The organism is Pseudomonas siliginis, from assembly GCF_024072275.1.
Taxonomy (GTDB): domain Bacteria; phylum Pseudomonadota; class Gammaproteobacteria; order Pseudomonadales; family Pseudomonadaceae; genus Aquipseudomonas; species Aquipseudomonas siliginis.
In genome coordinates, this window is the sequence record NZ_CP099598.1 from 1,287,290 (window position 1) to 1,300,645 (window position 13,356).

Below are 13,356 nucleotides of genomic sequence, written 5' to 3' on the forward strand. Positions count from 1 at the left end.
AGCGCGCCTCTCCCTTAAGGTAGGGCGCGAATAGACAACCGGCCGGCCCAAGCTCACTTGGGACACGACCCAAGACGGACGCCTATGAACCCGAATTTTCTAGATTTCGAACAGCCGATCGCCGACCTGCAAGCCAAGATCGAAGAGTTGCGCTTGGTCGGTAATGACAATTCGCTGAATATCGGCGATGAGATCTCCCGCCTGCAGGACAAGAGCAAGACGCTGACCGAAGACATCTTCGGCAAGCTGACCAGCTGGCAGATCGCACGCCTGGCGCGTCACCCGAAACGCCCGTACACCCTCGATTACATCGAGCACATCTTCACCGAGTTCGACGAACTGCACGGCGACCGTCACTTCTCCGACGACGCTGCCATCGTTGGCGGTATCGCCCGTCTGGAAGACCAGCCGGTGATGATCATCGGCCACCAGAAGGGCCGTGAAGTGCGTGAGAAAGTTCGCCGCAACTTCGGTATGCCGCGTCCGGAAGGCTACCGCAAGGCCTGCCGTCTGATGGAGATGGCCGAGCGCTTCAAGATGCCTATCCTGACCTTCATCGATACCCCGGGTGCTTATCCTGGCATCGACGCTGAAGAGCGCAACCAGAGCGAAGCGATTGCCTGGAACCTGCGTGTGATGGCGCGTCTGAAGACTCCGATCATCGCCACTGTAATTGGTGAAGGTGGTTCCGGCGGCGCACTGGCCATCGGCGTCTGCGATCAATTGAACATGCTGCAATATTCGACCTACGCGGTGATCTCGCCGGAAGGTTGCGCATCGATCCTGTGGAAGACCGCCGAGAAAGCACCGGATGCCGCTGAAGCAATGGGCATCACTGCTGAGCGTTTGAAAGGCCTGGGTATCGTCGACAAAGTGATCAGCGAGCCACTGGGCGGCGCCCACCGTGACCCGGCTGCTGCCGCCGCTTCGATCCGCGCCGAGCTGAGCTCGCAACTGGCGATGCTCAAGCAGTTCGATAACGAAGCGCTGCTCAAGCGCCGTTACGATCGCCTGATGAGCTACGGTCTCTAATCAGACGCGTACTATCCCTGTGGGAGCGAGCCAGCTCGCGAAGCCGGTATGACAGTCGACTAAATTGTTGAATGTTAAATCGCTTTCGCGAGCAGGCTCGCTCCCACAGAGGGTTAGGCAAAGGTGCAGATATGGGCCAGTCCTCAATTGATTTGCCATCCCGGCTATTGCTGAACCTTGAGCCTTGGCGCCACGCCGCTCACTGGCGCATCGCCTTCTCCGGTGGCCTCGATTCCACCGTCCTCCTGCATCTGCTCGCCACTCTGGCGAACACCGAATCCCTCCCTGCGCTCAGCGCCATTCATATCCACCACGGCCTTCAGGCTGCGGCCGATGCATGGCCGCAACATTGCCAGGCCGTCTGTAATGCGCTGGGCGTGCCGTTGCAAGTGAAGCGGGTGACCGTAAAGGGCGGGGCGAGCCTGGAGCGGGCGGCGCGGGATGCGCGTTATGCCGCGTTCAGTTCGCTGACGCAGAGCAATGACGTGTTGCTGACTGGCCAGCACCGCGATGACCAAGCGGAAACGCTGCTGTTTCGGCTGTTGCGCGGTGCCGGTGTACGCGGGCTCGGGGCGATGCCGCAGCAGCGCCCAGTGGGGCAGGGCATGCTGGTTCGACCGTTGCTGGATGTCAGCCGTGCTGAGCTGGAAGGTTATGCACAGGCGCATCAGTTGCGCTGGATCGAAGACCCGTCGAACCAGGACCGGCAGTTTTCGCGCAACTATTTGCGCCATCAAGTCATGCCGGTTCTCACCGAGCGCTGGCCGCAAGCGCAGGCGAGCATGGCGCGCACGGCTGCGCATCTGCGTGAGGCGCAGGGCTTGCTCGATGAGCTGGCGCAGATTGATCTCGCACAAGCCGAAACGCCCCATGAATTCGCTTGGCTGGGTGTGCCATCTCTGGAGTTGACACCATTGACGGCGTTGTCTGACGCGCGCCAGCGAAATGCCCTCAGCCACTGGCTCGAACCATTGACCCGGCTGCCAGATGCTGACCATTGGTCGGGTTGGACAACACTGTGCAATGCCGGCGCCGACGCTTCTCCGATCTGGCGTCTGGCCGACGGAGAGCTGCACCGCAGCGGCTGTCGCGTCTGGTGGCTGAGCGGCAATTGGTTGGGCGCGCCAGTGATCGGCGCCGACTGGCAGACCCCGACTTCAGCGCTACGCTTGCCGGATAACGGACGCGTCATGCTCCACGGGCAAGCTCCATCCGGGCCTTTGCGTATTGCCTATCGGCAAGGCGGTGAGGTCATGCAACTGGCCGAGCGCGGCAGTCGTGATCTCAAGCGTCTGCTCAACGAGCGCGCGGTCCCGGCCTTCGTGCGTGGCAGATTGCCGCTGCTGTTTCGTGGCGAAGAATTGCTCGCCGTGGCGAACCTGCCGGGTCTTGCTGGTCAGATGGACGAAGGCTGGACATTGCACTGGCAGCCAACAGACGAAGATCAAGGTTTGAGCTGAAAGGAGCATTCCGGTAGACTACGCTCCCTTCTTGATACAACTTCTGTGGATTCGCCTGAATTGCAGGAGTTGCCGATTACCAAGCAGTCTTTGCTGGGCGATTCCAAAAAATGTGTAGCGAGCAACGTACCGGTGTTTCATCTACCGGTCTGTCACAACGCGGCGGTTTTTTCGAAAGGTGCACTGTGATTAATGCAGGTGATCGGGGGCTTCGGCCTTCCTTCGCTTTCCCCGGCGGCTCGTTCCGCTTTAACGCAGACTTCTAGGGTTTTTCATGACGCGCTACATATTCGTCACGGGCGGTGTTGTTTCTTCATTGGGGAAAGGCATTGCCTCGGCTTCATTGGCGGCTATCCTGGAGGCGCGGGGGCTTAAGGTCACCATGCTGAAGCTGGATCCGTACATCAACGTCGATCCAGGCACCATGAGTCCGTTCCAGCACGGTGAAGTGTTCGTCACCCACGACGGCGCCGAGACCGATCTGGATCTGGGGCACTACGAGCGGTTCATCCGCACGACCATGACCCAGAACAACAACTTCACCACCGGCCGTGTCTACGAGCACGTGCTGCGCAAAGAGCGCCGTGGCGACTACCTGGGTGCAACCATCCAGGTGATCCCGCACATCACCGACGAAATCAAACGTCGCATCATCAAAGGTGCCGGTGACGCTGACGTGGCGATGGTTGAAATCGGTGGCACCGTCGGTGACATCGAGTCGCAACCATTCCTCGAAGCCATCCGCCAGTTGCGTTTCGAAGTCGGCGCCAAGCGCGCGATGCTGATGCACCTGACGCTGGTGCCGTACATCGCCACCGCTGGCGAAACCAAGACCAAACCGACCCAGCACTCCGTCAAGGAACTGCGCTCGATCGGTCTGCAGCCAGACGTGCTGGTGTGCCGCTCCGATCACCCGATCGATGTGTCCTCGCGTCGCAAGATCGCGCAGTTCACCAACGTTGAAGAGCGCGCGGTAATCGCGCTGGAAGACGCCGATACCATCTACAAGATCCCGGGCATCCTGCACTCGCAGGGCCTGGACGATTTCGTCGTCGAGCGTTTCGGTCTGCAATGCGGCAGCGCCGACCTGTCCGAGTGGGACGCAGTGGTCGATGCCAAGCTGAACCCGGAACACGAAGTGACCATCGCCATGGTCGGCAAGTACATGGAACTGCTAGACGCGTACAAGTCGCTGATCGAAGCCATGAGCCATGCCGGCATCAGCAACCGCACCAAGGTCAACCTGCGCTACATCGATTCCGAAGACATCGAGAACCAGGGCACTGCGCTGCTCGAAGGTGTTGACGCGATTCTGGTGCCGGGCGGCTTCGGTCTGCGTGGCGTTGAAGGCAAGATCACCGCTGTTCAGTACGCTCGCGAAAACAAGGTTCCGTACCTCGGCATCTGCCTGGGCATGCAAGTGGCGGTCATCGAATTCGCCCGTAACGTACTGGGCTGGAAAGACGCCAACTCCACCGAGTTCGATCGTGCCAGCGGCCATCCGGTTGTCGGTCTGATCACCGAGTGGGAAGACGCCACCGGCGCTGTCGAAGTACGTACCGAAGCGTCCGATCTGGGCGGCACCATGCGTCTCGGCGCGCAGGAATGCCTGCTCGAGCCGGGCTCCAAAGTGCACGATTGCTACGGCAAGGACGTGATTGTCGAGCGTCACCGTCACCGGTACGAAGTGAACAACAACCTGCTGCCGCAGATCATCGAAGCCGGCCTGAAGATTTCCGGTCGCTCCGCCGATGCTGCGCTGGTCGAAGTGGTTGAAGCGCCGGATCATCCATGGTTCGTCGCCTGCCAGTTCCACCCTGAGTTCACCTCGACCCCACGCGACGGCCATCCGCTGTTCAGCGGTTTTGTCAAAGCCGCGTTGGCTCAACACCAGAAGAAGGCGTAACCCGATGGCACAGAAGATCATCCGCGTCGGCGACATCGAGATTGCCAACGACAAACCCATGGTGCTGTTCGGCGGCATGAACGTGCTGGAAAGCCGTGACATGGCCATGCAGGTTTGCGAAGAGTACGTGAAGGTCACCGAAAAACTCGGTATCCCTTACGTGTTCAAGGCCAGCTTCGACAAGGCCAACCGGTCTTCTGTGACTTCGTATCGCGGTCCTGGCCTGGAAGAGGGCATGCGCATCTTCCAGGACATCAAGCAAGCGTTCGGCGTGCCGATCATCACCGACGTCCACGAGCCGGATCAGGCCGCGGTCGTCGCTGAGGTCTGCGACATCATTCAGCTGCCGGCCTTCCTGTCGCGCCAGACCGATCTGGTTGTCGCGATGGCCAAGACCAATGCCGTGATCAACATCAAGAAAGCCCAGTTCCTCGCGCCTCAGGAAATGAAACACATCCTGAACAAGTGCGTGGAAGCGGGTAACGATCAGTTGATCCTCTGCGAGCGTGGTTCGAGCTTCGGCTACAACAACCTCGTGGTCGACATGCTCGGCTTCGGCATCATGAAGCAGTTCGAATACCCGGTGTTCTTCGACGTGACCCACTCGTTGCAAATGCCTGGCGGTCGTTCCGACTCCGCCGGCGGTCGCCGCGCGCAGGTCACCGATCTGGCCAAGGCCGGCATGAGCCAGTCGCTGGCGGGTCTGTTCCTCGAAGCGCATCCGGATCCGGACAACGCCAAATGCGACGGCCCTTGCGCCTTGCGTCTGGACAAACTGGAGCCATTCCTGGCCCAGCTCAAGGCTCTGGACGAACTGGTGAAGAGTTTTCCGACGGTAGAAACCGCGTAACGCTCGATTCTCCGGTAAAGTACCGCACGATTTGTCGCTCATGCCCTCGGGCGTGAGCGTTGTCGTCTGCAAGTCTGCCCGCTGTACTTCGCTTGCCGACGATAAAGATTTCCTCTAGCTGCGTCGTTTTCGTCAACTTTGGAGTGTTTACAACAATGGCAAAAATCGTCGACATCAAAGGTCGTGAAGTTCTCGACTCCCGTGGCAATCCCACCGTGGAAGCGGACGTGCTTCTCGACAACGGCATCATCGGCAGCGCCTGCGCGCCGTCCGGTGCATCCACTGGCTCGCGTGAAGCGCTCGAGCTGCGTGATGGCGACAAGAGCCGTTACCTGGGCAAGGGCGTGCTCAAGGCGGTAGCCAACATCAACGGTCCGATCCGCGATCTGCTGCTGGGCACCGACCCGAGCGACCAGAAAGCCCTCGACCAAGCGATGATCAAGCTCGACGGTACCGAAAACAAGGCGACCCTGGGCGCCAACGCCATCCTCGCCGTGTCCCTGGCTGCGGCCAAGGCGGCTGCGCAGGATCAGGATCTGCCGCTGTACGCACACATCGCCAACCTCAACGGCACCCCGGGTGTGTACTCGATGCCGGTCCCGATGATGAACATCATCAACGGTGGCGAGCACGCCGATAACAACGTCGACATCCAGGAATTCATGGTGCAGCCGGTCGGCGCCAAGTCGTTCTCGGAAGGTCTGCGCATGGGCACCGAGATTTTCCATCACTTGAAAGCTGTGCTGAAGGCCCGTGGCCTGAGCACCGCCGTTGGTGACGAAGGCGGTTTCGCACCGAACCTGGCGTCCAACGAAGACGCGCTGAAAGTGATCTCCGAAGCCGTGGCCAACGCCGGTTACAAGCTGGGCACCGACGTGACCCTGGCGCTGGACTGCGCCGCGAGCGAGTTCTACGAAGACGGCAAGTACAACCTGTCCGGCGAAGGCCAGGTGTTCACTGCTGAAGGTTTCGCCGACTACCTCAAAGGTCTGACCGAGCGTTACCCGATCATCTCCATCGAAGACGGTCTGGACGAGTCCGACTGGGCCGGCTGGAAAATCCTCACCGACAAGATCGGCGAGAAGACCCAACTGGTGGGCGACGACCTGTTCGTGACCAATACCAAGATCCTGAAAGAAGGCATCGATAAAAAGATCGCCAACTCGATCCTGATCAAGTTCAACCAGATCGGCACCCTGACCGAAACCCTGGAAGCCATCCAGATGGCCAAGGCTGCCGGCTACACCGCCGTGATCTCGCACCGCTCTGGCGAAACCGAAGATTCGACCATTGCCGACCTGGCTGTGGGCACCTCGGCTGGCCAGATCAAGACCGGTTCGCTGTGCCGCTCCGACCGCGTTTCCAAGTACAACCAACTGCTGCGTATCGAAGAGCAGTTGAACGGCAAGGCCAAGTACAACGGCCGTGCCGAGTTCCGCGGTTAAGCGCAACCTGATCAAAGGACACCGGATTGTGTCGGAAAAGTCGTGACAGCGATGGATTTGCCACTAATCTGATGCCTTAAGCACAAGCCTGGATCTTTCCAGGCTTCGTGCTATCAGATGCTGCAACATTATGCGTGGCTGTCTTTTTTCACTGGATACCTGATATTCGATGCGCAGTCCTTACTGGTTGTTTCTCGTTTTGCTCTTGCTGCTGGCCGGTCTGCAGTACCGCCTGTGGGTGGGCAATGGCAGTCTGGCGCAGGTCGCCGAGCTGAAACAGCAGATCGCCGAGCAACATGCCGAGAACGAAGGCCTGCTGGAGCGCAACCGAGTGATGGACGCTGAAGTCAGCGAACTGAAAAAAGGCATGGAGACCGTCGAAGAGCGGGCTCGTCACGAACTGGGCATGGTCAAGGACGGCGAAACCCTTTACCAGTTGGCCCAATGATCGATTCCCTGCCGGCCTTCTGGGCCGTGATTCCTGCCGCGGGCGTCGGTGCCCGAATGGCCGCGGACCGTCCCAAGCAATATCTGCAACTGGGCGGGCGCACAATTCTCGAACACAGCCTCGGCTGTTTCCTCGATCACCCGAGCCTCAAGGGCCTTGTGGTCAGTCTTGCTGTTGACGATCCCTATTGGCCGAATCTGGCATGCGTCAACGATCCACGCATTCAGCGGGTCGACGGCGGGGCGGAGCGTTCTGCTTCGGTGCTAAACGCCTTGCTGCATCTGCATGCGCAAGGTGCCGACGATGACGATTGGGTGCTGGTGCACGATGCGGCCCGGCCGAATCTGAGTCGCGATGATCTCGACAAGTTGCTTGCCGAACTGGCGGATGACCCGGTCGGTGGTCTGTTGGCGGTGCCCGCTCGCGACACGCTCAAACGCATTGATAAAAACGGTCGTGTGGTTGAAACGGTGGACCGCAGCGTGATCTGGCAGGCGTATACGCCGCAGATGTTTCGCCTCGGCGCGTTGCATCGGGCGTTGGCCGACAGCCTGGTTGCGGATGCCGTGATTACCGATGAAGCTTCTGCGATGGAATGGGCCGGTCTGGCACCGCGTCTGATCGAAGGGCGGGCGGATAACCTCAAGGTGACCCGGCCGGAAGATCTGGAGTGGTTGCGCCAGCGTTGGGCGAATCGCCGCTGAGATTTGGGGTCGCTGTGGCATTGCCTTCGCGAGCAGGCTCGCTCCCACAGAGGGAATGCATTCAGCTGTCGAACTCGGTCAATTGTGGGAGCGAGCCTGCTCGCGAAAACGGTCGCACAGGCAACCAATAACTCAAAGTTTGTACTCCGGCCTTTCAGCCAGTCCCACCTTCAAATAATCCACCAACTTGCGCACCTTCGGCGACAGATGCCGCTGCTGCGGATACAGCGCCCACACCGCCGTATTCGGCGGCTGATGCGCCTCCAGCAAGGAAATCAGCGCGCCGCTGTGCAGATGCTCGAGCACGTAATAGTCCGGCAACTGACACAACCCGACACCCTGAAGCGCCGCGTCCAGCACCGCCTGCCCACTGTTGCAACGCCAGTTGCCCTGCACCCGTTGGGAAAATTCCCGCCCGTTCTGTTCCAGTTGCCAGATATCCGAACTGCCGATCAGGCAATTGTGCCGACTCAATTCCGACAAGCTGTGTGGGCGCCCGTACCGTTCCAGGTAGGACGGCGATCCGCACAGGTACATTCTCCGTGGTGCCAGACGTGTGGCGACCAAGCGCGAATCCTGTAACCGACCCAGACGGATCGCCAGGTCCAGCCCTTCATGCACCAGATCCAGTTGGCGATTGCTCAGCTCTATATCGATGCGCAACTGCGGGTACAGCCCCATGAAGCGAGTCACCAGCGGCACGATAAAACGTTCGCCGTAGGCCACCGCGCAGGTCATGCGCAGCATGCCTTTCGGTTCGCTGGTCAGATCGCCTACCGCGCGCAAGGCTTCTTCGCGACCGTCCTGCAGGCGCTGGCAATGCTGCAGAAAAGTCTGCCCGGCTTCGGTCAACGTAACTCGCCGTGTGCTGCGGTAGAGCAGGCGCGTCTGCAAACGCTCTTCGAGCCGTACGATTTGTCGACTGATGTGCGAGGAAGAAACCCCAAGACGCTCGGCAGCGGCGGTGAATTGATTGCATTCGGCGACGGCAACGAACTCGTCGATGCCTTCCCAGCGGTTCTCCGACACTTGGATTATCCCTGTATGGCAATAATGTTTTGCTTTGGTCCGGATTATTCCTCAGGACGCGCTGAACTACACTGTCTGTCTGCTTTTTTATTTACTGGATTCATTGGAGAGTCAGCATGATCAAGTCGCGCGCCGCCGTTGCCTTCGAGGCCAAGAAGCCGCTGGAAATCGTAGAAGTCGATGTCGCCATGCCCAAGGCCGGTGAAGTATTGCTGCGCGTCGTCGCTTCCGGGGTTTGCCACACCGATGCCTACACCTTGTCCGGCGCAGACCCGGAAGGCATCTTCCCGTCGATCCTCGGCCATGAAGGTGGCGCCATCGTTGAAGCGATCGGCGAAGGCGTGACTTCGGTCGCCGTCGGCGATCACGTTATTCCGCTGTACACCCCGGAATGCGGCCAGTGCAAATTCTGCAAGTCGGGCAAGACCAACCTCTGCCAGGCGATTCGCGCCACCCAAGGCAAGGGCCTGATGCCGGATGGCACTTCGCGCTTTTCCTACAAGGGCGAAACAATTTTCCACTACATGGGCACTTCGACGTTTTCGGAGTACACCGTACTGCCGGAAATTTCCGTAGCGAAGATCTCCAAAGACGCGCCGCTGGAGAAGGTTTGCCTGCTCGGTTGCGGCGTAACCACCGGTATCGGCGCCGTGCTCAACACCGCCAAGGTCAAACCGGGTGACACCGTGGCCATCTTCGGTCTCGGCGGTATCGGCTTGTCGGCCGTGATCGGCGCGGTGAAAGCCAAGGCTGCGCGGATCATCGCCATCGACATCAATCCAGCCAAGTTCGAAATCGCCAAACAACTGGGTGCAACCGACTGCGTGAACCCGAAAGACTACGATCGTCCGATTCAGGAAGTGATCGTCGACATGACCGATGGCGGCGTCGACTTCTCCTTCGAGTGCATCGGCAATGTGCAACTGATGCGCGCTGCGCTTGAGTGCTGCCACAAAGGCTGGGGCGAGTCGGTCATCATCGGTGTCGCCGGTGCCGGCCAGGAAATCGCTACCCGTCCGTTCCAGTTGGTCACCGGTCGCGTCTGGCGCGGTTCGGCGTTCGGCGGCGTGCGTGGCCGTACTGAATTGCCAAGCTACGTCGACATGGCCCAGAGCGGCGAAATCCCGCTGGATACCTTCATCACCCACACCATGGGCCTGGAAGATATCAACAAGGCGTTCGACCTGATGCACGAAGGCAAGAGCATCCGCACAGTCATTCATTTCTAAGGAGCAGCGGCAAGCTACAAGCCACAAGCTGCAAGCAGGCGCAATTCCCTCTTGCAGCTTGAAGCTCGCATCTTGCGGCTGAAGTGCTATGAATCTGGAAAACATTTCCTGTCAGAAGAGTTTTGGTGGCTGGCACAAGCGTTATCGCCATCGCTCCGAAGTGCTTGATTGCGACATGGTCTTTGCCGTGTACCTGCCGCCACAAGCGGAGCAGGGCGGCAAGCTGCCGGTGTTGTACTGGTTGTCAGGCCTGACCTGCACCGATGAGAACTTCATGCAGAAGGCCGGTGCGATGCGCATGGCTGCCGAGCTCGGGTTGATCATCGTCGCCCCGGATACCAGTCCGCGTGGCGCGGATGTCCCGGATGATGCCGACAAAGCTTGGGATTTCGGTCTCGGCGCCGGGTTTTATCTGAACGCCACGCAGGAACCGTGGGCGCGGCACTATCAGATGCATGACTATGTCGTGCAGGAACTGCCTGCTCTGGTCGAAGCGCATTTCCCCGCTTCCGACAAACGCAGTATCAGCGGTCACTCCATGGGCGGCCACGGCGCATTGGTCTGCGCGCTGCGCAATCCCGGGCGTTATCAGTCAGTGTCGGCGTTCTCGCCGATTACCCATCCAATCGATTGCCCGTGGGGTCAGAAGGCCTTTTCCAACTATTTGGGCGAAGACCGTTCGAAGTGGAAGGAGTGGGACGCCTGTGTGCTGATCGCAGAGGCGACGGAGAAGTTGCCGTTGTTGGTCGATCAAGGTGATCGTGACGATTTCCTCGCCACCCAGCTGAAACCCGAAGCCCTGCAACACGCCGCAAAACAAGCGGGGCATCCGCTGGAGCTGCGCCTGCAACCGGGCTACGACCACAGCTATTTCTTCATCTCAAGCTTCATTGACGACCACTTGCAGCATCACGCACGCGCTCTGCGCGGTTAATGCAGGTAGAATCACGCCCTGACAAAAATCGGGGCGTTTTTTTATGCGTATTGGCCACGGCTACGATGTGCACCGTTTCGCTGAAGGCGATTTCATTACTCTGGGCGGCGTGCAAATTGCACACAGCTTCGGGCTGCTCGCTCATTCCGACGGTGACGTCCTGCTGCACGCCTTGAGCGATGCCTTGCTCGGCGCGGCGGCGCTGGGTGATATCGGCAAACACTTCCCGGACACCGATCCGCAATTCAAGGGCGCCGACAGCCGTGTGCTGTTGCGTCATGTGGTCAGTCTGATCCACGCCAAGGGCTGGAAAGTCGGCAACGTCGACAACACCATCGTTGCCCAGGCGCCAAAAATGGCGCCGCATATCGAATCGATGCGCGCGCTGATCGCGGCGGATCTTCAAGTTGAGTTGGATCAAGTGAACGTCAAAGCTACCACCACCGAAAAGCTTGGCTTTGTCGGTCGCGAAGAAGGCATTGCTGTGCACTCCGTTGCCTTGTTGCTGCGCGCATGAATGAATTGCAATTACTCGGCCCACGGGCCTATGGCGAACCCCTCGGCACAGCGGTACTGAAAGCCATCGCCGAAGATTTCCAGGTCGATGAAGTGCTGGATATTCCGTTCAGCGGTGACGGCGAACACCTGTGGATCTGGGTGGAAAAGCGCGGCCTCAATACCGAAGAAGCGGCGCGGCGTATCGCCAAGGAAGCCGGCGTGCCGTTGCGTACCGTCAGCTATGCCGGGCTGAAGGACCGTCAGGCCCTGACCCGACAGTGGTTCAGCGTGCAGTTGCCGGGCAAGGCCGATCCGGATCTGTCGGCGGCGGAAAACGACACGCTGAAGATCCTCAAGACCACGCGCCACAAGCGCAAGCTGCAACGCGGTGCGCATTCGGCCAATGGCTTCACCCTGCGCCTGACGCAATTCAATGGCGACAAAGATGCGATTGAACAGCGGCTGCAACTGATCGCCAGACAAGGCGTCCCCAATTATTTCGGCGCCCAGCGCTTCGGCCATGACGGCGGCAACGTTGTCGATGCGCGGGCGTGGGCGGCGCGCAAGGCTTTGCCGGAACAGCGCAATGTGCGTTCGCGTTTGCTGTCGACGGCGCGCAGCTTTCTGTTCAACCAGGTGCTCGCGGCGCGTGTCGCCGATGGCACCTGGAACACCGCACTGATCGGCGATCTGCTGGCCTTTACTGACAGCCGCAGCTTTTTCCCGGCCGGCGAAGCCGAATGCAGCGACCCGCGTCTGGCGATTCTCGACCTGCACCCGACCGGTCCGCAGTGGGGCGAAGGTGACTCGCCCACCGCTGGCGCAGTCCATGAACTGGAGCAGGCGATCGCCGCCCGCGAAGCGGATCTGCGCGACTGGTTGATCCACGCCGGCATGAGCCATGAACGTCGCATCCTGCGGCTGCCCATTGGCGGGTTGACGTGGCATTATCCCCAACCTGACATTCTGCAACTGGAATTCGTCCTCCCGGCCGGATGCTTTGCCACCGTATTGGTGCGCGAGCTCGTTGATCTGGTGCCGGTGGGGCAGACGGACAGCCCATGCGTATTCTGATTTCTAACGACGATGGGGTAACCGCGCCCGGTCTCGCCGCGCTTTATGCTGCGCTGGCGGATTACACCGAATGCGTGGTTATCGCCCCGGAGCAGGACAAAAGCGGCGCCAGCAGTTCGCTGACGCTCGACCGTCCGCTGCACCCGCAATACCTGGCGAACGGCTTTATCAGCCTCAACGGCACACCGACCGATTGCATTCACCTGGGCCTTAACGGCTTGCTTGAGCGCGAAGCGGACATGGTGGTATCCGGCATTAATCTGGGCGCCAATCTTGGTGACGACGTGCTGTATTCCGGAACCGTGGCGGCAGCGCTGGAAGGACGATTTCTCGAGCGCCCATCGTTTGCCTTCTCACTGGTCTCGCGTCAGGTGGACAATCTGCCGACTGCGGCCTACTTTGCGCGCAAACTGGTCGAGGCCCACGCCGGGCTGGATCTGCCACCGCGCACGGTGCTCAACGTGAACATCCCCAATCTGCCCATCGATCACATCCGTGGCATTCAGTTGACCCGCCTCGGTCATCGCGCCCGCGCGGCGGCGCCGATGAAAGTGGTCGATCCGCGCGGCAAGGCCGGTTACTGGATTGCCGCTGCCGGCGACGCTGAAGACGGCGGCCCGGGCACCGATTTTCATGCCGTGATGCAGGGCTATGTGTCCATCACGCCGTTGCAGCTCGATCGCACTTTCAATGATGCCTTCAGAAGTCTGGATGGCTGGCTGGGAGGGCTGAGCTGATGCGCGAACA

At 60.0% G+C, this 13,356-nt stretch carries 13 protein-coding genes; 12 read left to right on the top strand and 1 reads right to left on the bottom strand.

What is annotated here, in order from left to right; translation table 11 throughout:
• Window positions 1–84: 84 nt before the first annotated feature.
• The 7 genes from NF676_RS06085 (at window position 85) to ispD (ending at window position 7,845) form a co-directional block, all read left to right on the top strand.
• Window positions 85–1,032 (top strand): acetyl-CoA carboxylase carboxyltransferase subunit alpha, encoded by a 948-nt coding sequence (locus NF676_RS06085; protein ID WP_016771465.1) that lies wholly within the window; start codon window positions 85–87, stop codon window positions 1,030–1,032.
• A gap of 131 nt (window positions 1,033–1,163) precedes the next feature.
• Entirely contained in the window at window positions 1,164–2,492 is a 1,329-nt protein-coding gene (gene tilS, locus NF676_RS06090; protein WP_252887393.1) for a tRNA lysidine(34) synthetase TilS, read from the top strand.
• 274 nt (window positions 2,493–2,766) lie between these two features.
• Window positions 2,767–4,398: a CTP synthase gene (gene pyrG, locus NF676_RS06095; RefSeq protein WP_076566135.1), complete on the top strand. Its 1,632-nt coding sequence runs from the start codon at window positions 2,767–2,769 to the stop codon at window positions 4,396–4,398.
• Window positions 4,399–4,402: 4 nt separating this feature from the next.
• The gene (kdsA, locus tag NF676_RS06100; protein ID WP_007954807.1) at window positions 4,403–5,248 is read left to right on the top strand and encodes a 3-deoxy-8-phosphooctulonate synthase; all 846 of its coding nucleotides are present in this window, start codon (window positions 4,403–4,405) and stop codon (window positions 5,246–5,248) included.
• A gap of 155 nt (window positions 5,249–5,403) precedes the next feature.
• On the top strand, window positions 5,404–6,693 hold the full coding sequence (eno, locus tag NF676_RS06105; protein WP_041478121.1) for a phosphopyruvate hydratase: 1,290 nt from the start codon (window positions 5,404–5,406) through the stop codon (window positions 6,691–6,693).
• Between the two features lie 169 nt (window positions 6,694–6,862).
• Window positions 6,863–7,141: a cell division protein FtsB gene (gene ftsB, locus NF676_RS06110; protein WP_016771460.1), complete on the top strand. Its 279-nt coding sequence runs from the start codon at window positions 6,863–6,865 to the stop codon at window positions 7,139–7,141.
• Window positions 7,138–7,845: a 2-C-methyl-D-erythritol 4-phosphate cytidylyltransferase gene (gene ispD, locus NF676_RS06115; protein ID WP_056783224.1), complete on the top strand. Its 708-nt coding sequence runs from the start codon at window positions 7,138–7,140 to the stop codon at window positions 7,843–7,845. The genes ftsB and ispD overlap by 4 nt, the downstream gene beginning before the upstream one ends.
• 132 nt (window positions 7,846–7,977) lie before the next feature.
• Here ispD and NF676_RS06120 read toward each other — a convergent pair whose 3' ends face one another.
• The gene (locus NF676_RS06120) at window positions 7,978–8,874 is read right to left on the bottom strand and encodes a LysR family transcriptional regulator (RefSeq protein ID WP_095180492.1); all 897 of its coding nucleotides are present in this window, start codon (window positions 8,872–8,874) and stop codon (window positions 7,978–7,980) included.
• Between the two features lie 116 nt (window positions 8,875–8,990).
• Here NF676_RS06120 and NF676_RS06125 point away from each other — a divergent pair, with 116 nt between their 5' ends.
• From NF676_RS06125 to surE, 5 genes are all read left to right on the top strand, one after another.
• A complete protein-coding gene (locus tag NF676_RS06125; RefSeq protein WP_110600129.1) occupies window positions 8,991–10,103 on the top strand; it encodes an S-(hydroxymethyl)glutathione dehydrogenase/class III alcohol dehydrogenase in 1,113 nt (370 codons plus the stop codon).
• An 88-nt stretch (window positions 10,104–10,191) separates the two neighbouring features.
• Entirely contained in the window at window positions 10,192–11,037 is an 846-nt protein-coding gene (gene fghA / locus NF676_RS06130; protein WP_056783229.1) for an S-formylglutathione hydrolase, read from the top strand.
• Window positions 11,038–11,080: 43 nt separating this feature from the next.
• Window positions 11,081–11,554 (top strand): 2-C-methyl-D-erythritol 2,4-cyclodiphosphate synthase, encoded by a 474-nt coding sequence (gene ispF / locus NF676_RS06135; protein ID WP_016771456.1) that lies wholly within the window; start codon window positions 11,081–11,083, stop codon window positions 11,552–11,554.
• On the top strand, window positions 11,551–12,609 hold the full coding sequence (truD, locus tag NF676_RS06140; protein WP_252887394.1) for a tRNA pseudouridine(13) synthase TruD: 1,059 nt from the start codon (window positions 11,551–11,553) through the stop codon (window positions 12,607–12,609). The genes ispF and truD overlap by 4 nt, the downstream gene beginning before the upstream one ends.
• Window positions 12,597–13,346: a 5'/3'-nucleotidase SurE gene (gene surE, locus NF676_RS06145; RefSeq protein ID WP_024011837.1), complete on the top strand. Its 750-nt coding sequence runs from the start codon at window positions 12,597–12,599 to the stop codon at window positions 13,344–13,346. The genes truD and surE overlap by 13 nt, the downstream gene beginning before the upstream one ends.
• The last annotated feature ends 10 nt before the right edge of the window (window positions 13,347–13,356 follow it).